19 protein-coding genes are annotated in these 24,581 nt (G+C 73.6%); 13 read left to right on the top strand and 6 right to left on the bottom strand.

Annotation, left to right across the window (positions count from 1 at the left end; translation table 11 throughout):
- The first annotated feature begins 80 nt into the window (after positions 1 to 80).
- Positions 81 to 2,549, top strand: coding sequence for an MFS transporter (locus ASD33_RS21895; protein WP_199863574.1), 2,469 nt, complete (start codon positions 81 to 83; stop codon positions 2,547 to 2,549).
- A gap of 10 nt (positions 2,550 to 2,559) precedes the next feature.
- On the opposite strand, the gene ASD33_RS21890 is transcribed toward ASD33_RS21895, so the two are convergent.
- On the bottom strand, positions 2,560 to 3,579 hold the full coding sequence (locus ASD33_RS21890; protein ID WP_242427168.1) for a hypothetical protein: 1,020 nt from the start codon (positions 3,577 to 3,579) through the stop codon (positions 2,560 to 2,562).
- A gap of 334 nt (positions 3,580 to 3,913) precedes the next feature.
- On the opposite strand from ASD33_RS21890, the gene ASD33_RS21885 reads away from it, so the two are divergent.
- From ASD33_RS21885 to ASD33_RS21865, 5 genes are all read left to right on the top strand, one after another.
- A complete protein-coding gene (locus ASD33_RS21885; RefSeq protein ID WP_056562885.1) occupies positions 3,914 to 5,698 on the top strand; it encodes a hypothetical protein in 1,785 nt (594 codons plus the stop codon).
- A 96-nt stretch (positions 5,699 to 5,794) separates the two neighbouring features.
- Positions 5,795 to 6,628 (top strand): M55 family metallopeptidase, encoded by an 834-nt coding sequence (locus ASD33_RS21880; RefSeq protein ID WP_056562881.1) that lies wholly within the window; start codon positions 5,795 to 5,797, stop codon positions 6,626 to 6,628.
- Positions 6,621 to 7,955 (top strand): M20/M25/M40 family metallo-hydrolase, encoded by a 1,335-nt coding sequence (locus ASD33_RS21875; RefSeq protein WP_056562878.1) that lies wholly within the window; start codon positions 6,621 to 6,623, stop codon positions 7,953 to 7,955. The genes ASD33_RS21880 and ASD33_RS21875 overlap by 8 nt, the downstream gene beginning before the upstream one ends.
- Before the next feature lie 22 nt (positions 7,956 to 7,977).
- Entirely contained in the window at positions 7,978 to 9,981 is a 2,004-nt protein-coding gene (locus tag ASD33_RS21870; protein ID WP_056562875.1) for a prolyl oligopeptidase family serine peptidase, read from the top strand.
- Positions 9,978 to 10,931, top strand: coding sequence for an LD-carboxypeptidase (locus tag ASD33_RS21865; RefSeq protein WP_056562872.1), 954 nt, complete (start codon positions 9,978 to 9,980; stop codon positions 10,929 to 10,931). The genes ASD33_RS21870 and ASD33_RS21865 overlap by 4 nt, the downstream gene beginning before the upstream one ends.
- Before the next feature lie 57 nt (positions 10,932 to 10,988).
- On the opposite strand, the gene ASD33_RS21860 is transcribed toward ASD33_RS21865, so the two are convergent.
- Positions 10,989 to 11,642 carry a GntR family transcriptional regulator gene (locus ASD33_RS21860; protein ID WP_056562869.1) on the bottom strand — a complete coding sequence of 218 codons (654 nt, stop codon included), beginning with the start codon at positions 11,640 to 11,642 and terminating at the stop codon, positions 10,989 to 10,991.
- Between the two features lie 359 nt (positions 11,643 to 12,001).
- Here ASD33_RS21860 and ASD33_RS21855 point away from each other — a divergent pair, with 359 nt between their 5' ends.
- Positions 12,002 to 13,774, top strand: a complete 1,773-nt coding sequence (locus tag ASD33_RS21855) for a CocE/NonD family hydrolase (RefSeq protein ID WP_056563231.1) — start codon at positions 12,002 to 12,004, stop codon at positions 13,772 to 13,774.
- A gap of 310 nt (positions 13,775 to 14,084) precedes the next feature.
- On the opposite strand, the gene ASD33_RS21850 is transcribed toward ASD33_RS21855, so the two are convergent.
- Positions 14,085 to 15,173, bottom strand: coding sequence for an adenosine deaminase (locus ASD33_RS21850; protein ID WP_056562866.1), 1,089 nt, complete (start codon positions 15,171 to 15,173; stop codon positions 14,085 to 14,087).
- A gap of 120 nt (positions 15,174 to 15,293) precedes the next feature.
- On the bottom strand, positions 15,294 to 16,154 hold the full coding sequence (locus ASD33_RS21845) for a GntR family transcriptional regulator (RefSeq protein ID WP_056562863.1): 861 nt from the start codon (positions 16,152 to 16,154) through the stop codon (positions 15,294 to 15,296).
- Positions 16,155 to 16,354: 200 nt separating this feature from the next.
- Between ASD33_RS21845 and ASD33_RS21840 the strand changes: the two genes are divergently transcribed.
- Both ASD33_RS21840 and ASD33_RS21835 read left to right on the top strand, forming a co-directional pair.
- Positions 16,355 to 16,606, top strand: coding sequence for a LapA family protein (locus ASD33_RS21840; protein ID WP_056562861.1), 252 nt, complete (start codon positions 16,355 to 16,357; stop codon positions 16,604 to 16,606).
- On the top strand, positions 16,603 to 16,953 hold the full coding sequence (locus ASD33_RS21835) for a hypothetical protein (RefSeq protein ID WP_056562858.1): 351 nt from the start codon (positions 16,603 to 16,605) through the stop codon (positions 16,951 to 16,953). Before ASD33_RS21840 ends, ASD33_RS21835 begins: the two co-directional genes overlap by 4 nt.
- Before the next feature lie 59 nt (positions 16,954 to 17,012).
- Here ASD33_RS21835 and ASD33_RS21830 read toward each other — a convergent pair whose 3' ends face one another.
- Positions 17,013 to 17,816, bottom strand: coding sequence for a thioesterase family protein (locus tag ASD33_RS21830; RefSeq protein WP_056562855.1), 804 nt, complete (start codon positions 17,814 to 17,816; stop codon positions 17,013 to 17,015).
- 241 nt (positions 17,817 to 18,057) lie between these two features.
- A complete protein-coding gene (locus ASD33_RS21825) occupies positions 18,058 to 18,390 on the bottom strand; it encodes a DUF6204 family protein (protein WP_056562852.1) in 333 nt (110 codons plus the stop codon).
- Between the two features lie 175 nt (positions 18,391 to 18,565).
- Between ASD33_RS21825 and ASD33_RS21820 the strand changes: the two genes are divergently transcribed.
- From ASD33_RS21820 to ASD33_RS21805, 4 genes are all read left to right on the top strand, one after another.
- Complete coding sequence (locus ASD33_RS21820) at positions 18,566 to 20,611, top strand: DUF5107 domain-containing protein (protein WP_056562849.1); 2,046 nt, start codon at positions 18,566 to 18,568, stop codon at positions 20,609 to 20,611.
- A 472-nt stretch (positions 20,612 to 21,083) separates the two neighbouring features.
- Complete coding sequence (locus tag ASD33_RS21815) at positions 21,084 to 22,607, top strand: hypothetical protein (RefSeq protein WP_157870066.1); 1,524 nt, start codon at positions 21,084 to 21,086, stop codon at positions 22,605 to 22,607.
- 141 nt (positions 22,608 to 22,748) lie between these two features.
- Complete coding sequence (locus ASD33_RS21810; RefSeq protein WP_056562844.1) at positions 22,749 to 23,288, top strand: winged helix-turn-helix domain-containing protein; 540 nt, start codon at positions 22,749 to 22,751, stop codon at positions 23,286 to 23,288.
- Positions 23,285 to 24,580 carry an MFS transporter gene (locus ASD33_RS21805; protein WP_056562842.1) on the top strand — a complete coding sequence of 432 codons (1,296 nt, stop codon included), beginning with the start codon at positions 23,285 to 23,287 and terminating at the stop codon, positions 24,578 to 24,580. The genes ASD33_RS21810 and ASD33_RS21805 overlap by 4 nt, the downstream gene beginning before the upstream one ends.
- The last annotated feature ends 1 nt before the right edge of the window (position 24,581 follow it).

The raw sequence follows: 24,581 nt of genomic DNA, 5'->3' as shown, positions 1-24,581 counted from the left end.
CTCCCGCTTCGCGACGAATGCGAAGAATGGCGCGGCGCAGACGCCGTCACGAGGGGAGCAGGTACGTGGGTGCGATCACGATGGTGAAGTCCGCCGAGGACACGGCGGACACCGAGGGCGCGCAGCCGCCCGCCGACCTCGCACCACCGCCGCCACCTGGTCCCGGACCCGCCGCCCTCGATCCCCGCCGCGTCCGTCTCGTCTTCTGCGGCCTCATGCTCGCGCTGCTCCTCGCGGCGCTGGAGCAGATGATCGTCGCCACCGCCCTGCCGAAGATCGTTGGTGAGCTCCAGGGCCTCGACCGGATGTCCTGGGCGATCACCGCCTACCTGCTGACCTCCACCATCGGCCTCCCGGTCTACGGAAAGCTCGGCGACCTCCTCGGCCGCAAGGGCGTCTTCCTCTTCGCCATCGTCGTCTTCGTCATCGGTTCGGGACTCGCCGGCTGGTCCCGCAGCATGGACGAGCTGATCGCCTTCCGCGCGGTCCAGGGCCTCGGCGCCGGCGGCCTGATGATCGGCGTCCAGGCGATCATCGCCGACATCGTCCCCGCCCGGGAACGCGGCCGGTACATGGGTCTGATCGGCGCCGCCTTCGGCCTCGCCTCCGTCGCCGGACCCCTGCTCGGCGGCTTCTTCACCGACCACGTCTCCTGGCGCTGGTGCTTCTACTTCAACGTGCCGTTCGGGCTGGTCACCCTCGCCGTCGTCGCCGTCGTCCTCAAACTCCCCAAGCCCACCGCCCGCGCGCGCTTCGACGTCCTCGGCGCCCTGCTCCTCGCCGCCGCCTCCACCTGTCTGGTCCTGCTGACCAGCTGGGGCGGCACCGAGTACGCCTGGGACTCGCGGGTCGTCATCGCCCTCGCCTGCGGCGCCGCCGGAAGCGCCCTGCTCTTCCTGGTCGTCGAGCACTTCGCGCCCGAACCCCTCATCCCGCTCCGGCTGTTCCGCGACCCGGTCTTCGCCGTCACCGCCCTCGTCGGCGCCGTCATCGGCATCGCGCTCTTCGGCGCCGCCAGCTACCTCCCCAGCTTCCTGCAGATGGTCGAGGGCGCCAGCGCCACCGAGTCCGGCCTCATGATGCTGCCGCTCATGGGCGGCATCGTCGTCTCCTCGGTCGTCTCCGGGCAACTCATCAGCCGCACCGGCCGCTACAAGATCTACCCGGTGACCGGCGCGGCCGTCGCCGTCCTCGGCATGTGGCTGCTCTCCCGCATGGACACCGACACCCCGCGCATCCAGCACAGCCTCTGGCAGGCCGTCCTCGGCGCCGGTATCGGCCTCGTCATGCCGGTGCTGATCCTCGCCGTACAGAACTCCGTACGCCCCGGCGACCTCGGCACCGCCACCAGCGCCCACAACTACTTCCGCCAGATCGGCGGCAGCGTCGGCGCCGCCGTCTTCGGCACCCTCTTCGCCTCCCGGCTCGACGACGCCCTCGGGGACCGGCTCGCCGGGGTCCTCGCCGCCGGTACGGCCCTGCCGCCCGCCGAGTCGATCACGCCGCAGTCGGTGCACACCCTGCCGCCCGCCGTGCGCGACGCCTACATCCAGGCGTACGCCGACGCCATGCCGCGCATCTTCCTCTACCTCGTGCCGGTCCTCGCGGTCGGTCTCGTCCTCGCCTTCTTCCTCAAGGAGAAACCGCTGGTGTCCCACCACAGCCCCACCACCGAGGCCACCGAGGCCGACGACTTCGGCTCCACCCAGGCGGTGCCGCAGGCCCGCCACGCCGCCCCGCAGTACGGCGCCCCGCACCCCGCCGCGCCCGCCTCCGCCGCCCCGCCGCACTCCGGCCTGCCCGTCTGCGGCACCGTCCAGCACCACGACGGCAGCCGCGTCCCCCGGGCCGCCCTCACCCTCATCGACGTCCAGGGCCGGCAGGTCGGCCGGGGCGCCAGCGGCGAGGACGGCCGGTACGCGCTGAGCGTCCCGGGCGGCGGCGCGTACGTCCTCATCGCGGCGGCCGGCGGACACCAGCCCCAGGCCGTCTCGGTCACCGTCGGCGACCGCCCGATCGAGCTCGACGTCGTCCTCGGCGGCGCCGGGCGGCTCGCGGGCAGTGTCGTCACCGCCGACGGGACGCCGGTGCGCGACGCGTCCGTCACCCTCACCGACGTACGCGGCGAGGTCGTCGCCTCCACCCGCAGCGGCCGCGAGGGCGGCTACGAGATCACCGAACTGGTCGCGGGCGAGTACACGCTCGCCGCCAGCGCCCCCGCCTTCCGGCCCGCCGCGCTGCCGGTCAGCGTCCAGGCCGCCCGTGAGACCCGCCAGGACATCGAACTCGCCGGCGGCGCGGTCCTGCGCGGCACGGTGCGGGCCGGCGGCGGGCGCCCCGTCGAGGACGCCCGGGTCACCCTGCTCGACGCGGCGGGGAACGTCGTCGACACCCTCACCACCGGGGCCGACGGCACCTTCCGCTTCGTGGACCTGTCCTCCGGCGAGTACACGGTGATCGCCGCCGGCTACCCGCCCGTCGCCACGGTCCTCCAGATGGCCGGCGGAGGCCGCACCGAGCGCGACCTCCAGCTCGGCCACCAGGACTGAGCGACCGCTCTCAGGAGGTGGTCGACGCCTTGCGCAGCGCGCTGATGCAGGTGCCGATCGCCTCCTGGAGGGCTTCGAGGCGCTGGAGCATGTCCGCCTCGTAGATGTCCTCCTCCATGACCTCGTCGAGCGTCAGCTCCTCGAAGACCTTGGTCGCCTTCTGCAGGCTGTTGTAGAACTTCGTCCGCCGCTCCTGGACGCGCAGCTCCGGGTCCTCCTCCACCGCCTTGGCGACCAGCCCCTTCACGGTGTCGTACGCCTCACCGGCCCACTCGCCCGCCTCCTCGGAGTCGTCGAGCTCGTCGAGGAGCGAGAGGTGCCGCTCGGCCTCGGCCCGCAGCTCGGCCGGCGCGTCCACGGTCTGCCCGGCAGGGGTCTTGATCTGGCCGTTCTCGACGATCTGCCGGACGTACCCGATGCGGTCGGCGGCCTTCGCCTCGCTCGCCACCGCCTTCTTCAGGTCGTCCGTCCGCGCGATGGCGCGGGCCATCTCGGTCTGCAGCGCCGGGTCCTCCTTCATCCGGTCGAGCAGCGCGCCGCGCGCGGCCTCCGCGGTCCCCGGGTCCGCCAGGATCGCGGCCCGCAGCGCCGTCGGGTTCTCGGCGACCTCCAGGGCCTTCGTCGGCCGGATGCCCTCCGCCTCGGCCGCCGCCGTGATCGCCTGGCCGCGCACCGACGAGGCGCTGTTGCGGGAGGTGTAGTACGACAGCCAGACGTCCGCGTCCGGCAGCTCGATGTCCTCACCCGGGACGAGCACCTCGAACTGCGGGACCAGACCGTCGTCGGCCGCCATGTCCCAGGCCTTGTAGTGGCGCATCACCCGCTCCGGCGAGCAGCCCGCGAGCTCGGCGAAGGCCTTGGCCGAGATCTTCGTCCGGGCCGTCCCCTCGGCGGCCTGGCCGCCGGGCCGGACGCTCCGGGCCACCTTGAGCGCGAAGGCCCAGCCGCCGGTGCGCGCGTACACCCCGAAGTCCCGGGCGTCACGGACGACGACGGGGTCGAGGTCCTGGGCGGGCTCGTCGTCGGTCATAGGGACGTCCTGCTCGTCCTGCGTCCCCTGCGCCTGCTGGGTCTCCTGGGGCTCACGGGCCTCCTGGGGCTCGGGAGCCGACGGCACCCAGAACTCCGGCTCGGAGATCGCCGTGACGGTCTCGGGCGCGGCGGGGGACGTTTCGGACGGGGTGAAGGCGATGGTCACCGAGAGCTCTCCGGAAGGTCGACAACGACAACTGCGGCCGACAGCCTATACGCACCCGTTGACGATGTTTCGTCCGATTCGAAGCCTCGGAATATCGGTGGCGGGGCAGGCTGCCAGGAGGACAGGATGCCGCCATGACTCATGGAATCGAGCACCACCCCGCGCGATGAGCGCCCCGTCCGAGCGTCCGACGCTCGCGCCCTCCCTGTACGCGTACGCCAAGGGCCTGCGCGACAGCGACCCCGACGGACCGCCGCCCCAGGGCGGCCACCCCGTACCCGACAGCGCACGGCCCCGCCGCCGACGTCCCGGCCTCCGCCACCAGGAGGCCTGCGCCGCCGTCACCGACACCCTGCTCCCGTTCCTCGGAGCCCTCGAAGCACCTGCCGCCGGCGACCTCGCACGGGCGGCCGCCGAGGCGGATGCCGCGCTCGCCGCGACGGGCGTCGTCCGCGAGCCGACCGTCTACAGCGCCGCTGCGGCGATCGAGCCACCCGGTGCACCCGCCGCCCGGGCCCTGGCCCGATCGTTCGCCCGGCACCTCGTCCGTACCGGAACGACCCTCCCCGGCGTATCCGCCGGACTGGGACTCCTGAGCCGGCTCGCGGAACCCGAGGACGTGCCCTACCTGCGGGTCCTCGGCCTGCTCGACGGTCTCGTGCACCCCGTCGACACGGCCCTCGGGCCCCTGGATCCGGAAGCCGCCGCCCTGGTGTGGCTGATCCACCGGCCCCAGGGCGAGGAACTGCGGGCCCTCGTCGACACCCTGGCCGCCGGGGACCGCGCGGCCGTGCCCGACCGGCTCCTCGCGCTCCCCACGGAGAGACGCGGTGTGGGGCCTGAGGCCGCCCGGCGGGTCGCCGAGGCCGTCGGCCTCGCGGCTCTCCTCCGGTCGGAACCGGACCACCTCGGGCTCCTCGCGCGGGCCGTGTGGCTCCTCACCCGGATGACCAGCAGCCGGGACTACCGGGCAGAGATCCTGCGGTACGGCGAAGCCGTCGACCTGTACGAGGCGGTGGCGGCCCACGCCCACCGGCTGCCCCGCGAGGTGGAGCACCGGGCCCGGCTGCTCACCCTCGCCCAGGATCTGCGCGGCGGCGCCTCCCACCTGCTGCCGTGGCCGTCCGGCCGGCGCGAGATCCTCCACCGCAGCCTCCTGGACACGGCGGCGCGGCCGGGGGAGACCCCGGCCGACCGGGCGGAACGGCAGCGCGCCGACTGGATCGGCCGTACGGCACGTCAGCTGCGGGCCGCCCCGCAGGACCCGCCCCGGTTCCGGATCGAGGTGGCCGTCGCCGACCCCGGCGACCCGGACGTCGTCGAGACCCGCTTCCTGGTCGACGGGCGCCCGCTCGTGCCGGAGGCCTTCGGCCGCGGCCCCGGGGAGTCCCCCGAGCGGCTCCTCGACAGCGGCGCGCTGCGGGCCGTGCCCGAACCCCGCGAGGTCCGGCTCGCCGAGGCGTACTGCACCGAGGGTTGCTGCGGCGCGCTGTACGTGACCGTCCGCCGGGAGGACGAGCACGTCGTGTGGAGCGACTGGCGCCGGCCCGGCGGCCCCGCCCGGCAGCCGGACCTGCCCGCGTACCGCTTCGACGCCGCCGCGTACGACGCCGAGGTCGCGCGCGCCGAGCACGACCACGACTGGACCTGGCCGGCCCGGCGCACCTCGCGGCTGATCACCGCCGGGCTCCGCGACCGGCCGGACCTGCTCACCCGCTGGGGCCTGCGGCAGGGCTGGATCAGCACCGACTTCCGGGAACGGGACACCACCGTGGTCACCTTCGACGGGCCGCCGCTCGGGACCCCGGACCGGAACGAGGAGCAGGGCGGGACCCGCCAGTTCCTCTGGTACCTCCCGGACGACGGAAGGCCGCCCGAGGAACAGGCGGCGGCCGTCCTCCGGCGGCTGGCGGCGGAGGACCCCCGGACGTATCCGGAACTGGCCGGGTGACCCGTACCGCCGACCCGGTGACCGCCAGTGGTCCACTCCAACGGTGGTTATCCACAGGGGTGGTGGGGTCGCCGGGCGGCGCGTACGGTGCCAGACATGAAGATCCTCATCAGCGCCGACATGGAGGGCGCGACCGGTGTGACCTGGCCCGCCGACGTAATGCCCGGCACCCCCGAGTGGGAGCGGTGCCGTGCGATGTTCACCTCCGACGTGAACGCCGCCGTGCTCGGCTTCTTCGACGGCGGCGCCGACGAGGTCCTCATCAACGAAGCGCACTCGTCCATGCGGAACCTGCTCCTGGAACGGCTCGACGAACGGGCCGAGATGCTCACCGGACGGCACAAGTCCCTTTCCATGGTCGAGGGCGTCCAGCACGGGGACGTCGACGGCATCGCGTTCGTCGGCTACCACACCGGCGCCGGAGCCGAGGGCGTCCTCGCGCACACCTATCTCGCCAACTCCATCACCGGTGTCTGGCTCGACGGCGAGCGCGCGAGCGAGGGGGTGCTCAACGCACACGTGGTCGCGGAGTACGGCGTCCCCGTCGTCCTCGTCACCGGGGACGACCTCACCTGCGAGGACGCCCTCGGCTACGCCCCCGAGGCACCCAAGGTCGCCGTCAAGGACCACATCTCGCGGTACGCGGCGGTCTGCCGCACCCCGGCCAGAACCGCCGCCGACATCCGCGAGGCCGCCAAGGCCGGCGCCGCGCTCGCCGTGCGCCACGAACCGGTCCGGGGCGGGCCCTTCACCGTGGAGCTGGAGTTCGACGCCGAGCACCTGGGCGCCGCCGCCACGGTGGTTCCCGGCGTGGCACGGAGCGGCGAGCGTCGCGTCTCGTACACGAGCGGGACGATGTACGAGGCAATTCGTACGTTCAAGGCGGTCACGACCATCGTCTCGGCCGCGGTGGAGGAACAGTATGGCTGAGGAGGTCCGGGTACCGGACACGACAGCGCTCGACGAGGTGGTCACCTTCACCTCCGAGCTGATCCGCATCGACACCACCAACCGGGGCGGCGGCGACTGCCGCGAGAGGCCGGCCGCCGAGTACGTCGCCGAGCGACTGGCCGCCGCCGGCATCGAACCCACCCTGCTGGAGCGGACCCCCGGCCGCACCAACGTGGTGGCGCGCATCCCCGGCACCGACCCCACGGCCGACGCCCTCCTCGTCCACGGGCACCTCGACGTGGTGCCCGCCGACCCCGCCGAGTGGACCGTCCACCCCTTCTCCGGGGAGGTCCGCGACGGGCTCGTCTGGGGGCGCGGGGCCGTCGACATGAAGAACATGGACGCGATGGTCCTGGCCGTCGCCCGCGACTGGGCCCGGAAGGGCGTCCGGCCGCGCCGCGACATCGTCCTCGCCTACACCGCCGACGAGGAGGCCAGCGCCGAGGACGGCTCCGGCTTCCTCGCCGACCGGCACGCCGCGCTCTTCGAGGGCTGCACCGAGGGCATCAGCGAGTCCGGGGCGTTCAGCTTCCACCCGCAGCCCGGCACCGCCCTCTATCCGATCGCGGCCGGGGAGCGGGGCACCGCCTGGCTCAAGCTGACCGCCCACGGCCGGGCCGGACACGGCTCGAAGGTGAACACGGCCAACGCCGTGACCCGCCTCGCCGAGGCCGTCGCCCGGATCGGCGCGCACACCTGGCCGGTCCGGCTCACCACCACCGTCCGCGCGGCCCTCACCGAACTCGCCGCGCTGTACGGCATCGACATCGACACCGGGGCCCCCGACCTCGACGTCGACCTCCTCCTCGACAAGCTCGGACCCGCCGCCGCGCTCGTCGAGCCGACCGTCCGCAACAGCACCAACCCGACGATGCTGGATGCCGGATACAAGGTCAACGTCATCCCCGGCCAGGCCGTCGCCTACATCGACGGACGGACCCTGCCGGGCACCGAGGACGAGTTCGCCGCGACCATGGACCGGCTCACCGGACCGGACGTGCGCTGGGAGTTCCACCACCGCGAGGTGGCCCTCGAAGCACCCGTCGACTCGCCCACCTTCGCGAAGCTGCGGGCCGCCGTCGAACGCTTCGACCCGGCCGGGCACGTCGTGCCGTTCACCATGTCCGGCGGCACCGACGCCAAGCAGTTCTCCCGCCTCGGCATCACCGGCTACGGCTTCTCGCCGCTCCGGCTGCCCCCGGGCCTCGACTACGCGGCGCTCTTCCACGGCGTCGACGAACGGGTCCCGGTGGACGCCCTGCACTTCGGCGTCCGGGTGCTCGACCACTATCTGAAGACCGCGTAGAACCATGACAGGGGGAGATGGGATGGCCACGACCACGGCCGGATACGGCAGCTGGCCGTCACCCGTCGGCGCCGCGCTCGCCGCCGCGCACGACGGGCGGCCCGAGTACCTCGGCGCCGTCGGCGACGAACTGTGGTGGACCGCGCCCCGCCCGGCCGAGGGCGGCCGGCGGGCCCTCGTCCGACGGCGCGCCGACGGCACCGAGGAGAGCCTGCTGCCCGCGCCGTGGAACGTGCGCAGCCGGGTCGTCGAGTACGGCGGCCGGCCCTGGGCGGCGGTCGAGCGCCCGGCGGGCGGACCCCTCGCCGTCCTCTGCCACTTCGCCGACCAGCGGCTCTACGCGTACGAACCCGACGCCGCCCCCGGCGCCGAGCCGCGCCCCCTCACCCCCGTCTCCGGGGCCGGCGGCGGGCTGCGCTGGGTGGACCCGGTGATCCACCCGGACCGGGGCGAGGTGTGGTGCGTCCTGGAGGAGTTCACCGGACCCGCACCCACCGACGTGCGGCGCGTCCTCGCCGCCGTGCCGCTCGACGGATCGGCTGCCGAGGACCGCACCGCCGTACGGGAACTCTCCGACGGGCGCCACCGGTTCGTCACCGGGCCCCGGGTCTCCCCGGACGGGCGGCGGGCGGCGTGGATCGCCTGGGACCACCCCCGGATGCCCTGGGACGGCACCGAGGTCCAGCTCGCCGAGATCGGCCCCGACGGCACCTTCCTGGACGCGGGGACCGTCGCGGGCGGGACCGCCGAGTCGATCCCCCAGGTCGACTGGGACGCGGCCGGACGGCTCCTCCTCGTCAGCGACCGCACCGGTTGGTGGAACCTCTACCGCGCCGAGGTCGACGCCGACGGCGGACTCACCGAACCGGTCGCGCTCTGCCCCCGCGCCGAGGAGTTCGGCGGACCGCTCTGGCAGATCGGCCTCCGCTGGTTCGCCCCCCTGGAGAACGGGCTGATCGCCGTCGTCCACGGCAGGGGGACCACCACCCTCGGGATCCTCGACCCCGAGCGCCGCGCCCTCGTCGACGCCGGCGGATCCCGCACCGAGTGGGCCGCGACCCTCGCCGCCCACGGCACCCGGGTGGTCGGCGTCGCCGCCGGCCCGCACCGCTCCGCCGAACTCGTCGAACTCGACACCCGCACCGGCCGCAGCCGTGTGGTCGGCGCCGCGCACACCGACGCCGTCGACCCCGCCCTCCTCCCCGAGCCCCGCGTCCGGACCTTCACCGGACCCGGCGGAAGGGAGATCCACGCCCAGGTGTACCCGCCGCACCACCCCGGCTTCACCGGGCCCGAGGGGGAGCTGCCGCCCTATGTGATCTGGGCGCACGGCGGCCCCACCGGGCGGGCGCCGCTCGTCCTCGACCTGGAGATCGCCTACTTCACCTCGCGGGGCATCGGCGTCGCCGAGGTGAACTACGGCGGCTCGACCGGCTACGGCCGGGAGTACCGGGAGCGGCTGCGCGAACAGTGGGGCGTCGTCGACGTCGAGGACTGCGCGGCCGTCGCGGCGGCCCTCGCCGCCGAGGGCACCGCCGACCCGGCCCGGCTCGCCGTGCGCGGCGGCAGCGCGGGCGGCTGGACGACCGCCGCGTCCCTCGTCGCCACCGACGTGTACGCCTGCGGCACCATCATCTACCCCGTCCTGGACCTGCGGAACTGGGCCACCGACGAGACCCACGACTTCGAGTCCCAGTACCTCCACGGACTGATCGGCCCGCTCGACGAGGTGCCCGCCCGCTACAAGGAACGCTCACCGATCGAGCACGTCGACCGCATCACGGCCCCCTTCCTGCTGCTCCAGGGCCTCGACGACCCCATCTGTCCGCCCGCGCAGGCGGAGCGGCTCCTCGACCGGATGGCCGGCCGGGGCGTCCCGCACGCCTACCTGTCCTTCGAGGGCGAGGGGCACGGCTTCCGCAGGGCGGACACGATGGTGCGCGCCCTGGAGGCAGAACTGTCCCTGTACGTACGGGCCTTCGGCATCAGTCGGTCGGACGTGCCCGAGCTGGAGTACCGGACGTGACCGCCGAAGCCCCGCCCGCCGCCGTCGACCCCCTGGCCAGGGCCCGGCGGCTGCGGCCCGGGTCGAAGGTCGCGGTCGTCGCCCCCAGCGGACCCGTCCCCGAGGAGCGGCTGCGGGCGGGCCTGGCTGTCCTGCGCGGCTGGGACCTGGACCCGGTGGTCGCCCCGCACGTCCTGGAGGCCCATCCCGCCCTCGGGTACCTCGCGGGCGCCGACCGGGACCGGGCCCGCGATCTGACCGAGGCCTGGTGCGATCCCTCGGTCGACGCGGTGATCTGCGCCCGGGGCGGGTTCGGGGCCCAGCGCATGGTGGACCTGGTGGACTGGACGGCGGTCCGGGCGGCCGGGCCCAAGGCGTTCGTCGGCTACAGCGACGTCACCGCCCTGCACGAGGCCTTCGCGACCCGCGCCGGATACGCCACCCTGCACGGCCCGATGGTCGCCGCCGGCACCTTCCTGGCGGACCCGCGCACCCAGGAGTCGCTGCGGGCCACGCTGTTCGAGCCCGAATCGGTGCGGACGCTCGGCCTGGACACGGCGCGGCCCCTGGTGCCGGGCCGGGCCCGGGGCGTCACGCTCGGCGGCTGCGTCAGTCTTCTCGCCGCCGACCTCGGCACCCCGCACGGGCGTCCCTCGGCGCGCGGCGGGCTGCTGCTCCTGGAGGACGTGGGCGAGGAACCGTACCGGCTCGACCGCATCCTCACCCAGCTGCTGCGCTCCGGATGGCTGGACGGGGTGGCGGGCGTCGGCCTCGGCTCCTGGGTGGAGTGCGGTCCGTACGAGGAGGTGCGGGCGGTGCTGGCCGACCGGCTCGGCGGGCTCGGGGTGCCGGTCCTGGAGGAGATGGGCTTCGGGCACAGCGGGACGGCGCTGACCCTGCCCCTCGGTGTGCCCGCCGTACTCGACGCGGACACGGGCACGCTCACCCTGGACGTACCCGCCCTGCTCTGAGCCCCGTACGACGCCGACGCGTGAGGGTCGTTCTTCGGCTGAAGGCGATCGTGGTTCCTACTCGGGCGCCGTCCCGCGCTGATGGGCGGCGGCCTCGTCGCGGCTCGTCTCCAGATGGCGCAGGGCCAGCTTCTCGACGCGCTCCACGTCCCGCGCCTCGATCCCCCGGTACAGCTCCGCGTGCTCCTCGGCGACGACGGTGAAGTCGTCGTGCTGGCCGAGCATCCAGCGCATCCGGCTGCGCAGGGTCTCGTTCAGCTCGCTGAGGAGGGCGTTGTCGGCCAGCTCCGTGACGGTCTCGTGGAAGTCGGCGGCCGCCCGGCGGGCGGCCTGGCCGTCGCCCTTGGCCGCGGCGGCCAGTTCGGCGTCGAGGTCGGCGCGGAGCTTGGCGAGCCCCGCCCGGGTGCGGCGCTGCGCGGCCAGCCGGAAGCCGAGGATCTCCAGGGCGGACCTGACCTCGCCGAGGTCCGAGATGTCGGACGCGGTGAACTCGCGGACCACCGCCCAGGTACGCGGGCGCGGCGTCACGAGGCCCTCCGCGACCAGGTCCCGCAGGGCGTCGCGGACGGGCAGCCGGCTCACGTCCAGCTCCGCCGCGATCTCGCGCTCCACGAGCCTGCTGCCCGGAGCCCGGGTCCCGTCGATGATCTGATCGCGCAGGGCGCGCGTGACCCGCTCCGATTCGGGTGTGAATTCCTCAGCGCCTGTCATGCCGCCATTCTCCCATCGGGGGGAGGGGTGGTGATCCACGGGACCCGGCCGTGGAGGTTCCGCGGTGCCTGGCCGTGCGGGTTCCGCGAGACCCGGCCGTGCGGGTTCCGTGGCACCGGGGTACGCCGGTTCCGTGGCACCGGAGCACGGTGCGCTGCCCGCTCCGGTGCGCGCGCCTTCACTGAATCTCCGTCAACAACCTTGGTCGGATGCGTTGACGAGGTCTGACACGTGTCACAGCATGGGCGCTGCCCCGGGTACCTACCAGTCGGTAGGCCGGTGGGTCCCTCGGTGTCGTCCTCAGCGTGGAGGTCTCTGTGTCCCGTGCCCTGCCCCGGTCCCGCAAGGCCTCCCGTGCCGTGCCCCGAACCCGCCGGGCCCTCGCGCTGGCGGCCGGAGCGGCCGCGCTCGCCGCGCCCGTCGCCCTCGCGGCGCCCGCGAGCGGTGCCGAGAGCGCCCCGGGCGCGTACACCGTGACCCCGCTCCGCTTCACCGTCGAGGCGGGCGGCCGGAGTTGCGCGATCGACGCCGACCTCTACCGTCCGGCGGGGGTGGACGCCGCCCACCCCGCGCCCGCCGTCCTCGCGACCAACGGCTTCGGCGGCAGCAAGAGCGACGGTTCCACCGACGCCATCGGCAGGGCCTTCGCCGAACGCGGCTACGTTGGCCTCGTCTACTCGGGGCTCGGCTTCGGGAGGACCGGCTGTCTGATCTCCCTCGACGACCCGGAGATCGACGGCCGGGCCGCCGCGAGGCTCGTCGACTTCCTCGGCGGGACGGGAGCCGCCGACGACGGCACCCGCGTCGACTTCGTCACCCGCGACGGCGCCGGACCCGGCGACCCGCGCGTCGGCATGATCGGCGGCTCCTACGGCGGCGCCGTGCAGCTCGCCGCCGCCTCCGTCGACGACCGCGTCGACGCCCTCGTCCCCCTCATCACCTGGAACGACCTCGCCTACTCCCTCGCCCCCAACGCCGCCGACCGCGCCACCCCGGGCGTCTTCAAATGGCAGTGGGCCAACGGCTTCTATCTGATGGGGGAGGGGCAGCCGCTGCTCGTCCCGTCCCTCGACCCGAGCCGAATCAACTCGCTCGGCTGTCTGCACTTCGTCACCGACGCCTGCGACACCGTGCGCCTCCTCAACTCCGGGCGCTATCCGGCGGCGGAGACCGAGCGGATGCTGACGTACGCCCGCAGCGTCTCCCCGGTCTCGTACCTGGACCGGATCACCGCCCCCACGCTCGTCGTCCAGGGCCAGTCCGACAGCCTCTTCAACCTCAACGAGGCACGGGCCACCTACGACCGGCTGCGGGAGCGCGGCGTCGACACCCGGATGATCTGGCAGTCATGGGGACACAGCGGTGGCCAGAAGCCGGGTGAACTCGACCTGGGGCAGGGGAATCTGGAGACCAGTTACGTCGGGCAGCGGGTGCTCGCCTGGTTCGACCGGTACCTGCGGAAGAACCCGACGGCGGACACGGGGCCGGCGTTCGCCTGGTACCGCGACTGGGAGAGCGGCTACGGAACGGCGTCCGGTGTCCCGGCGCTGAGCCAGCGGCTGTACCTCTCCGGCGACGGCAAGCTCGTCGACAACCGTACGAAGGTGGCACGCGGCTCCCGCTCGTACGGCAACTGGCTGATCCCGACGAGCCATTCGGAGTCCTCGCTCGCCGGCATGATCGGACTGCCCGACCCGCGGCCGTACGACACTCCCGGGACCTACCTCGGCTGGAGCAGCGCCCCGCTCACCGGGCCCGTCGACCTGGTCGGCGCCCCGAAGGCCACCCTGAAGGTCGTGTCACCGGCGACCGAGCGGGTCCAGGGCTCCGGGGACGCCGCCGACAAACTGGTCCTCTTCGCCAAGCTCTACGACGTCGCCCCCGACGGCACGAAGACCCTCGTCAACCGCCTGGTCGCACCGGTCCGGGTACCGGACGTGACACGCCCCTTCACGGTCGAACTTCCCGCCGTCGTCCACCGCTACGAGACCGGCCACCGCCTGGAACTGGTGATGGCGGCAAGCGACACGGCATACGCGGGCAACCGCGGCATCAAGCCGGTCACGGTCGTCAGCGCTCCCGAGGACACGGGGACGCTGGAACTTCCGCTGGTGCGGGGGAAGGTGCGGTGAGAAGGGCGCGCGGCGCCCGGGGTGGGGCCGGGACCTGACGCGGCGACGGGGGAGGTGACGCGGCGCGGGGCGCGGGGCGCCGTGCGGGTCCGGAGGGGGTCGTGCTCCGGACCTCGCGTACCGCCTCGGCCGTCTAGAGCCTGTCGTCAGACTCCCGTCTGCCCCGCGACACCTGGCACGCGCTCTCGCCGCACCGGGCGAAAGCCCGAGTACGGTCCAGTACGAGGTCTTCCGCCCGGCACGCCGAGAGCACGCACCAGACGCCGCGGGGCCGCCCTTCGGGCAACGACAGGAGTTTGACGACAGGCCCCTAGAGCGCCGCGTACCCCGGGCGGACGACCTCGTCGATGAGGCGCCGGCGGTCCGGCAGGGGCAGGAACGCGGCCTCCAGTGCGGCGACCGTGAACTCCTCGAAGACCTCGGGGCCGTAACCGAACGCGTCCGCCATGTGCTGGAACTCCTCGCTCATGGTGGTGCCCGAGACCAGCCGGTTGTCCGTGTTCAGCGTGATCCGGAACCCGAGGCGGCGCAGCTCGTCGATCGGGTGCGAGGCGTAGTCCTTCGCCGCGCCCGTCTGGAGGTTCGACGTCGGGCAGACCTCCAGGGCGATGCGGTTGTCGCGGACGTACGAGGCCAGCCGGCCCAGCGTGCCGTCCTCGGCGATGTCGTCCGTGATCCGCACGCCGTGGCCGATCCGCTCCGTGCCGCAGACCTGCACGGCCTCATGGATCGACTCCGCGCCGACCGCCTCGCCCGCGTGGATCGTGAAGTGGCAGTTCTCCCGCTTCAGGTGCTGGAACGCGGGGAGGTGGCGGGCCGGCGGGTTGCCGATCTCGCCGCCGGCGATGTCGAAGCCGGCCACGCCCTTGTCCCGGTGCGCGACCGTGAGCTGCGCGATCTCCAGCGACCGGTCCGTGTGCCGCATCCCGGTCAGCAGCGTGCGGACGGTGATGCGACCGCCGGAACGGCGCTCGCCCTCGCGGAATCCGTCGTTCACCGCCTCCACGACCTCGTCGAGGGTGAGCCCGCCCTCCAGGTGCTGCTCCGGGGCGTAGCGGATCTCCGCGTACACCACCCCGTCCGCCGCCAGGTCCTCGGCGCACTCGGCCGCGATGCGCGTCAGCGCCTCGCGGGTCTGCATCACCGCGCAGGTGTGGGCGAAGGTCTCCAGGTAGCGCTCCAGCGAACCGGAGTCCGCGGCGTCCCGGAACCAGACCGCGAGCGCGGCCGGGTCCTCCGTCGGCAGTGCGGTGTAGCCGCACTCGCGCGCCAGCTCGACGATGGTCGCCGGGCGCAGGCCGCCGTCGAGGTGGTCGTGGAGGACGGCCTTGGGGGCCCGGCGGATCCACTCGGAGACGGTGGCGGCGGCGGGCGTGGCAGGGTTGTCAGACAAGTGCATGGCGGGGAAGTGTACGCGAAGGGCGCGCGGGGGTGGTGTGGCGGACCCGACAGAGGGAGGCCGGGGAGGTCCAGGGGCGGGGCGGGCCCGGCCGGGAGCGCCCCGTTCCAGGGGTTCGGGTCAGTGGGACTGGAGTACGGGCAGCGCCGGCGCACCCGTCGGCAGCATGTGCTTCGCCGCCATGACCGGAGTGTCCCCGACCCGTACGACCTGGGTGATCAGCACCGCGGGGGTGTCCGCCGGGCGCCGCAGCTGCTCACCGCGCCGCCGCCCGAGCAGCGTCGCCGTGATCCCGCTGTGAGCGCCGAGCGCGGTCTCCCGCGAGGCCCCGAGCAGCACCGAGAGCATCGAGACGGCGGCGGAACCGCACCTCCCCGCCCCGCCGTCCGCTGCTCCGGCTGCTCCGGCTGCTCCGGCTGCTCCGGCTGCTCCGGTGCCGCCGCCGGCGCCCGTGCCCGCGCGCGATTCCGTCTCCGCCTCCGTCGCCCGCAGCGCCCGCGCGAACTCCGGGTGCACCCGGTCGAGCAGCGCGTCGGGCGCCGCCCACTCGTGGCTCAGCGCCGCCGCCGCGCCCTCCCCGGTCAGGACCGACTCCCAGAACCGCAGCTCGGCGCGGGCCGGGGCCAGCAGGTGCTGGGTGGTGAAGTCGGTCGGCTCCTCGAAGGTCCGCACCAGGGCCCGTACCCGCAGCGGCGTCCCCGCCCCGATCAGCTCCTCCAGCGGCTGGACCTGCTCGAATCCGCGTCGGGGCGGCCGGTCGTTGACGGTCCGGCCCACCCCGCGCCGTACGCTCAGCAGCCCGTCCTCCTGGAGCAGCAGCAGCGCCTCCCGCAGGGCCGGCCGGCTGACGCCCAGCTCGGCCGCGAGCTTCGGTTCGGAGGGGAGCGTCGACCCCGGCGGGTACGTGCCGTCGTGCACGGCGTCCGCGATCCGCTCGTAGAGCGCCACGACCGGTCGCCGCCGGTGTCCGCTGACCGCCACGGCCGCTCCTCGTGTCGATTCCGGCGCTCGTTCCCGCGCCGGGTCCGTCGGTGTCCGGCACCACGGTAGTCGGCCCGCGTTGTCTGACAAGTCACCCGTACGGCGGTCCATGCCGTCACGGTGGGGTCCCACCCGCATCATTCTGGTCCCACGGCGGTGGCCGGGTACGACCGACGCCACGACGGAGGAGAGGGCCGCGCATGAGTCCCAAGGACACGTCACGGACATCGGGCGGAGGCAGGTCCCGGCTCGCCGAATCGTTCACGCCGGGCCGGATCGCGATGATCGTCGTCGCGATCCTCACCCTCGTCTTCATCTTCGAGAACACCCGCCAGGTCAGGATCCGGCTCCTGATCCCCGAGGTGTCGATGCCGCTCTACGTGGCCCTGCTGGCGACCGCGCTGCTCGGCGGCATCTGCGGGTACTACCTCGCCGCCCGGAGACGGAAGTGAGGCGGCGGGCCGTCGTGGGCGCGGGGGCCGTCCTCGCGCTCGCCGCCATGGCCGTCGGTTCGACCGAGGAGGCCGCCGCGCCGGACGGCGAGGCCGGGACCCGCCCCATGCCCGACTTCCTCGGCCGGGGCCTGTGGCGGGTCTTCACCCGGCTGGACCGCCGTACCCGGCTCGACGTGCACGACGTGAGCGGCCGGGACCGGCGGGTGCTGTGGCCGCCGAGGTGGCAGGTGTGCACGCAGTACCCGGCGGCCGGCACGGGCCTCGACCGGCGGACCACGGTGATGATCGGAGTCGTCCGCAAGGGCGAGACCTGCCCGGCACGGGTACGGACGGCCCGGCGGTGAGGCGGTCGACGGCCCCGGGCGCCGGGCCGTGGCCGGCCAACCGCCCTCGGCCCCCCGGCTCAGCCCTTCGGCTGCGGCCGGACCGTGAGGATCTGCTCCGCGCGCCCCACCGGTCCTTCGATGTCGTGCAGGACGCTGCTGGTCAGTCCCTGCCCCGTCGGGCCGAAGGTGGCCGTGGTGTCCAGGCCGGTCCACGGGCCGCGCGGCTGACGGTGCAGATGGATCGTCAGGTCGAGGTTCGGGAACATCCACTCGGCCGGGTCCTGCTGCACGGCGACGCCGTTCGCGGTGTCCACGAGCGCGATGTACGAGGCCAGGGGGCTGCTCGGTTCGCCCGCGACCAGGTCCAGGTGCGAGGAGATCCAGGCCGTCGTGCGGCCCCTGCGGGCCGGGGGCGTACGGCGGACGTCGATGGAGGAGACGTAACCGCCGCCCCACGCCGCGCCCATCGCCCACGGTTCCAGCGTCTCGGGGGCCGGGAGGGGCGCGACGGGGCTGTCCGCCACGGCGGAGGTGTCGAGGGAGGCCAGCAGCCAGGCGCGGGCGCGGACGACCGGACGGCCGTCGATGACCACGACGGCTTCGAGGAGCTCGATGGTCCGGCCCGGACGCACCGTCTCGACGGTGATCTCGCACTCGTCGAGGGCGATGCGGCCGAGGATGTCGTAGCTGATCCTCGCGAGCGTCAGGTTCCCGGGCCGCCGCGCGAGGTACCGGTCGATCTCGTGGACGACGAGCCCGGCGAGGGGGCTGAAATGCTGTTCGTCGGCGCTCCACGCGCCGCCGGCGTGGGCGGTGGGCTTGTGGCGGTTCTCGCCGGTCCGCTCGTAGTAGCTCTCGCGCGCGACGATGCCGGTGGTCACGGGATCGGTCTCCTCGAACAGGGGGCGTAGACGCGTACACCAGGAAGAAAGATGTAAGGCTCAATCATCCTAGGGAGTGCGGCTCCGGGAGGCCATCGTGATCCACGGCACAACCCGGGACGGGGACCGTAGCCGGAGCCCCACCCCGACTCCCGATTCACGGCGCAACCCGGGACCGGAGCCGGAGCCCCACCCCGACTCCGCACCCCGGCCCGCCGCCCCGGCCCCGCGCCCCGGACCCTCAGCGCTTGTAGTTGATCTTCATCGTGTCGAGGTCGGTCACCGTCGAGCGCAGCCCCTTGTACCCGTGCCCCAGCTCCCCGAGCGCCGTCTCCACCCGGTCCTCCGCGAGCGCCCCCGCCATCTCGTCGCCGTCCTCGGCGTCGGAGACGACGACCAGGCGGTACGAGAAGTGCTTCAGCGTCCGGTCGTAGGCGAGCGAGCCCTCCTCCGTGAACTGCATCGCGGTCAGCCCGTGCTGGTCGACCTCGGCGAGCAGCCGGGTCCGGCTCTCCTCCGACAGACCCTCGAACGTGCCGCGCACGATGACCCGGTAGGTGTGCTGCGTGCCCATTCCTCGTACTCCCAGTGCCATGGCTCCCCGGCCGCCGGGCGGCGCACCGACTCCACCCTAGGCGCGTCCCCGTCCCCGCGCCCGGGAATTTCCCGTCCTCCGGACCCTCTCCTTTACCGAAGCCTGACGTGGAGAACCCCTGGTCAGGACGGGCCCCGGCGTGTTCCATGGATCAATGACGACCGTACGACGTGCCGTACTGACGCTGCCCGCGGCCCCGTTGGGCCCGGACAACCCCCTTCCCGCACTGCGGGCGCCCGCCGGCGCCGGGGCCCACGCGGTCGACGCGCGGACCCTCGCGGGACTCCCGCGCGACATGGCCCGGGGCATCGGACGGGCGCCCCTGCGCAGCCTGCTGCCCGCCCCCGTGCGCGACGGCTACGGCCGTACGCGCACCCCCGCGGACATCGACACGATCGTGATCGAGAACGACCGCCTCCGGGCGACCGTGCTCCCGGGCCTCGGCGGCCGGATCCACTCCCTCCTCCACAAGCCCACCGGACGTGAACTCCTCTACCGCAACCCCGTGTTCCAGCCCGCCGCGTTCGCGCTCAACGGCGCCTGGTTCTCCGGTGGCATCGAGTGGAACATCGGCGCCACCGGCCACACCACCCTGTCCTGCTCGCCCCTGCACGCGGCGACCGTCCGCGCGCCCGACGGCGGGCCGATGCTCCGCCTCTGGGAGTGGGAGCGACTGCGCGACCTGCCGTTCCAGGTCGACCTGTGGCTCCCGGAGGGCTCGGACTTCCTGTACGTCGGGGTCCGCATCCGCAACCCGCACGAGCGCGTCGCCCCGGTCTACTGGTGGTCCAACACGGCCGTCCCCGAGGACCGCAGGGTCCTCGCGCCCGCCGAGGCCGCCTGGCACCACGGCTACGACCGGGGGCTGCACCGGGTTCCCGTACCGTCCGCCGAGGACGGCGTCGACCGCACGTATCCGCTGAACAGCCCCCACGCCGCCGACTGGTTCTACGACCTGCCCGAGGGGCGGCGCCGCTGGATCGCCGCGCTGGACGCGGACGGCACGGGCCTCGTCCAGACCTCCACCGGGGCGCTGCGCGGGCGCAAGCTCTTCGTGTGGGGCACCGAGCGGGGCGGCCGCCGCTGGCAGGAGTGGCTGACGGAACCCGGCACGCCGGGATACGCCGAGATCCAGGCCGGGCTGGCCCGGACCCAGCTGGAACACCTGGAGCTCGGGGGCGGCGAGGAGTTCAGCTGGCTGGAGGCGTACGGACCGCTCGCCGCCGACCCGGCCACGGCACTCGGCGAGGACTGGACGGCGGCCCGCGCCGACGTGGAACAGCGGCTGGCGGCCGCACTCCCGGGGGCGGCGGTCCACGCCGCGTACACGGCCTGGCGCGAGGGCGCGGCCGACACCGCGCCGGACGAGGTCCTCGCGGCCGGATCCGGCTGGGGAGCGCTCGAAGTCCTGCGGGACCGACTGGAGTTGCCCGGTACTCCGTTCCCCGCGTCCACGCTCGGACCGGAGCAGCGGCCATGGCGCGAACTCCTCCGCACCGGCGTCCTGCCGCCGCCGCCGGCGGGCCGCGCACCGGGCGCGCCGCTGGTCGCGGTGCCCTGGCGGGACATGCTGGAGACCGCCCCGGCGGACCCGTCCACCGAGTACCACCTCGGCATCGCGCAGTGGCACGCCGGGGACCGGGCCCAGGCGGTACGCAGCTGGGAGCGCGGCCTGAAGCAGGCGCGCGAACGCTGGCCGCTGCTCCACTGCCTCGCTGTGGCCGACGAGGTGGACGGGCATCCGGAGCGGGCGGCGGACCGGTTCGTGGAGGCGTTCGAGGACTACGAGGAGCGCGGGGACCGGGTGGACCCCGAGGGCGACGCGGGCGGTACGGAACCCGGCGGTGACGCCCTCACCGAAGGGCCCGAAGGCGGCGGGGGCGCGACGCGCGGGACCGCGGTGGGCGCCGCCCTCGGCCGCGAGGCAGTGACGGCGCTGCTCGCCAACGGCCGGGCGGACGGGGCCCGGAAGCTCTGGGCGCGGCTGCCGGAGGAGATCCGGGGGAGCGGGGCGTTCCGGCTCCTGGAGATCCGCATCCTGCTGGCCGAGGGCAGACCGGAGGCGGCGCGCGGGGTCTTCGACGAGGGCTTCGAGGTGGCGGACCTGCGCGAAGGCGCGGAGATCCTGGGCGAGACGTGGTCCCGGCTCACCGACGAACCACTCCCGGACGCCTACGAGTTCAGGATGCGCCCCAGCTGACGCGAGCGGGCCGTCGCGCGCACGTCCACGCGCCCGGGGCCGGGTCCCTCCGGGGGCCCGGCCGGTACCCTGGAGGTCCGCGAGGGGACGGGGGTCCGGACATGGCGGCCTGGGCGACGACGACGTGCGCGTGCGGGCATCCGCGGTTCCGGCACAGGGAGCCGCAGTTCTCGGGCCGGTGTGGCCGTTGCCTCTGCGAAGCATTCGGAATGCCACCGCCCCCGCCGGACCACGCGGACCCCGACCCGCCCCGCCCGGAGCGGAACCGCCCACCGCACCCGGACTGCCCGTACCAGGATCCGGACTGCCTGGGCTTTCACGGGGACTACTACCACAGCCCCTGATCCCGCTCCTTCGTCCATGTCCACCTCTGATTCAGGCACAGGAACTGCGCCCTTCGCGATCTTGATCCGCAGCGGAGCGGTGCCGTACCGTGCGCGGCTTCACTGTTCGCAGTTCTCAGGTGGGACGAATGAAACGAATATCGAGCCGCTGGGCGGCGCTGTGTACCGCGGTGTTCGCGGTGATCTCCCTGTCGGCCGTGCAGGCACATGCGGAAGCACGGCCCGTGCCCGTCACGGCCGGCGACAAGTACGCGCTCAGGTCCGTGGGCGGCGGCGGTCTCTACGTGTCCGCGGAAGTCACGAACACCGGTGACGTCGAAGGCATGTTGCGGGCGCGCAAGTCCGCGTCCTCCGTCGCCGAGCTCGGATCGTGGGAGAAGTTCACGCTGCACACCGACGACAAGGGATGGACCGCCACCCTGCGTTCGGAGGCGAACGGGAACTACGTCACGACCGAGCGGAACGACACCGGCAGCCACAAGAATCTGCTCCGGGCGCGGGGCACGAACGTCGGCGAGTGGGAGAAGCTCCACCTCGAAAGGCAGTCGGACGGTACGTACGCCCTGAAGGCCTGGACGAACGACGGCTACAAGTACGTGACCGCCGAGATGCAGGACGCCGGGAGCGACAACGGGCTGCTGCGGGCGCGGGCGGACACGGTGGGGTCCTGGCAGAAGTTCGAGCTCGTCTTCCTCGGCGAGGAGAACGCGAGCGACGAAGGGGGACGCCCCGCCCCCGCTTCCCCCGCCCCGGCGGACGACTTCCGCGTGATGTCGTGGAACGTCTGCGCCAACAGCAATGACAAGTGCGGGAACTTCCGGGTGGAGGGCGCGGACCTGGGGAGCCAGATCGCCGCCCGGCTGGGCACCGACGCGGAGGCGAAGCCGTACCGCGCCGTCTTCCTCCAGGAACTCTGCGAGTCGCACGTCAAGGCGATCGAGCAGGCGCTGGAGACCAAGACGGATACCGGCTGGGACGTACGCTTCGCGCCCATCAAGTACACCGTCGACGGTTCGACCGTGAAGGCCGCCAAGACCTGCCACAACGCCGGGTCGGAGGCTTCGGGCTGGAAGGACCGGGGCTCCTACGGCATCGCTCTCGCGGTGCCGGACTCCAACGTCTGGTACACGTCCTACGACCTGCCCTCGCCGGAGAACGCGACCATCGGCGGAACGTGGACGCGCAGGGAACAGCGGACCGCCCTGTGCGCCGTTCTGCCCGCCCAGGCCCTGCAGTTCTGCGCGGCCCACTTCAGCTCCGGCGTGGTGGCGGAGGACCCTGACGGGAAGAAGCGCAGGGAACAGGCAGCGAAGCTGCAGGAGATCGTCCACGCGTACACTCCGGCCGGCTATCGGACCGTCTACGGCGGCGACTTCAACTCCGTCCCGCCGGACTCCGTCCTGCCGCCCGCCGAATCGCCGGACAAGCCCCTGGACGTCATGACGTCCGCCTACGCGGCGGACACGGAATGCGACGAGGGGGAGTCGGCCCTTCAGCCGCGCGACGGCAAGGACACGAAGCCGCTGGACGGCCGGAGCATCAAGATCGACTACCTGTTCGGTCCGTCCTCCGCGACCGTCTCGGCGTGCGACGTGCAGCCGATCGCCGGGCAGTCGGACCACTACCCGATCAAGGCGCGCTTCCGGTTCTGAGAGCGGTGACGAGACCTCGGCCCGGAACGCCCGCAGGCGTTCCGGGCCGAGGTCCGACGGGCCTGCCCGGCGGGTGGTCGATTTCGGGCGTCCGAGCGAAACCCCTTGCGCAATGGTCAAGAGTTGTTGACCATTGGGGGCATGCCGACCGACGATGTACCCGACGCGTTCCACGTCACCACCGACGAGCAGCTCCGCGCCGTCTCCAATCTCACGCGCCACCGGATCATGGCCGTCCTCCGCTTCGAGCCCGCGACGATCACGCAGATCGCCGAGCGGGTGGGCCTCGCGAAGGGCAGCTCCAGCTACCACGTACGACTCCTTGAACGCGCCGGCCTGGTGAAGGTGGTGCGCACCCGGAAGGTCCGGGGGGTCACCGAGCGGTACTACGCCATGGCCGCCCGGGCGATCGTCCTGCCGGACCCGGGCGAGGGTGGACCGGATGTCCTCATGCGGCATGCGGTGGCGGACCTGGAGGCGTCCCCGGCCGACGGCGAGCGACACGTGGGAATGATGCATCTGCGGCTCACCGACGAGCAGTTCGCGGAACTGGGGGCACGGCTGGAGGCGCTGGCGACCGAGTACCGGCAGCTGTCCGATCCCTCGCTGCCGGACGCGTCACTCGTCTTCGCGCTGTTCCACCCGGCATCGCGCAACCAGGCCGAAGAGGAGACCAAGTGACCTCTGACATACGGAAGTTGCCGACCGGCTTCGGTCGGCTGTGGACCGCGCAGACGGTGTCCTCGCTCGGTGACGGCGTGTCACATGCCGCACTGCCCCTGCTCGCGCTGACGCTGACGCGGGACCCGATGGCGCTCGCCGTCGTCACGGCCGCCGGAACACTGCCGTGGGTGCTCTTCGGAGTGCTCGGCGGCGCGCTGGTGGACCGCTGGGACCGCCGCCGCACGATGTGGGTCACGGACGCGCTGCGCGCGGTACTGCTCGCGATCCCGGCGGCCGCGGCCGTGCTCGACCTGCTGAGCATTCCCCTGCTCGCGGCCGTCGCCTTCCTGCTCGGCCTCGGCGGGCTCTTCTTCGACACGGCCGCCACGGCCTACCTGCCGGACCTGCTCGGCCGCGACCCCGCACTCCTGGAACGCGCCAACTCCCGCCTGCGCGGCACCCAGACCGCCGCGTCCGGCTTCGTGGGGCCGCCCGCGGGCAGCGCCCTGCTCGCCCTCGGGCGGTCGCTCCCGCTGCTCGCCGACGCGGTGTCGTTCGCGGTCTCCGCCGCGCTCGTACGATCGCTGCCCGCCGCGCCCCGGCCCGTACCGCAGGCCCGCGAGTCGCTGCTGCGGCAGGCGCGGGCCGGGGCCTCGTACGTGTTCAAGGACCGGCTGCTGCTCGGGCTCGCGCTGCGCCCGGCGGTCGGGAACGTCGCCTTCCTCGCCGTGGAGACGGTCCTCGCCCTCTTCGCGCACGACCGTCTCGGCATCGGCGCCCTCGGCTTCGGCCTGCTCCTCACGGCGGAGGCCACCGGCGGCCTGCTCGGTGCGGGCATCGCGTCGGGCCTCGGCCGACGACTCGGCACCGGCACCGCGCTCACCTGCACGGCGGCGATCGAAGGGCTCGCCGTCCTGGGCCTGGCCCTCGCCCCGAACCCGTACGTCGCCGGCCTCGCGCTCGCCGTCTGCGGTGCGGGCATGGGCGCCACGATGGTGCTCGCCCCCTCCCTCCGGCAGGCGATCGTCCCCGCCCACCTGATGGGCCGGGTCGCCTCCACCTCACGCATGCTCGCCATGTGCGCCGCCCCGTTCGGCGCCCTCCTCGGCGGCTGGCTGGCCACCGCCTACGACGTGCGCACCCCGCTCTGCGTCGCCGGCGGGCTCCTCCTCGCCATGACCGCCGTCACGGCCACGATGACCAGCAACCGCCGGGTCGAGGCGGCCCTGCGCGCCGCCGCCCCGACCGACGCTCCGGATCACCCGGCCGCCGAGGCCCCCGCCGAGGAGACCGCCCCCGCGTCGTCGTGAC

Source organism: Streptomyces sp. Root1304 (assembly GCF_001426405.1).
Taxonomy (GTDB): Bacteria; Actinomycetota; Actinomycetes; order Streptomycetales; family Streptomycetaceae; genus Streptomyces.
This window is presented reverse-complemented; position numbering and strand designations above follow the sequence as displayed.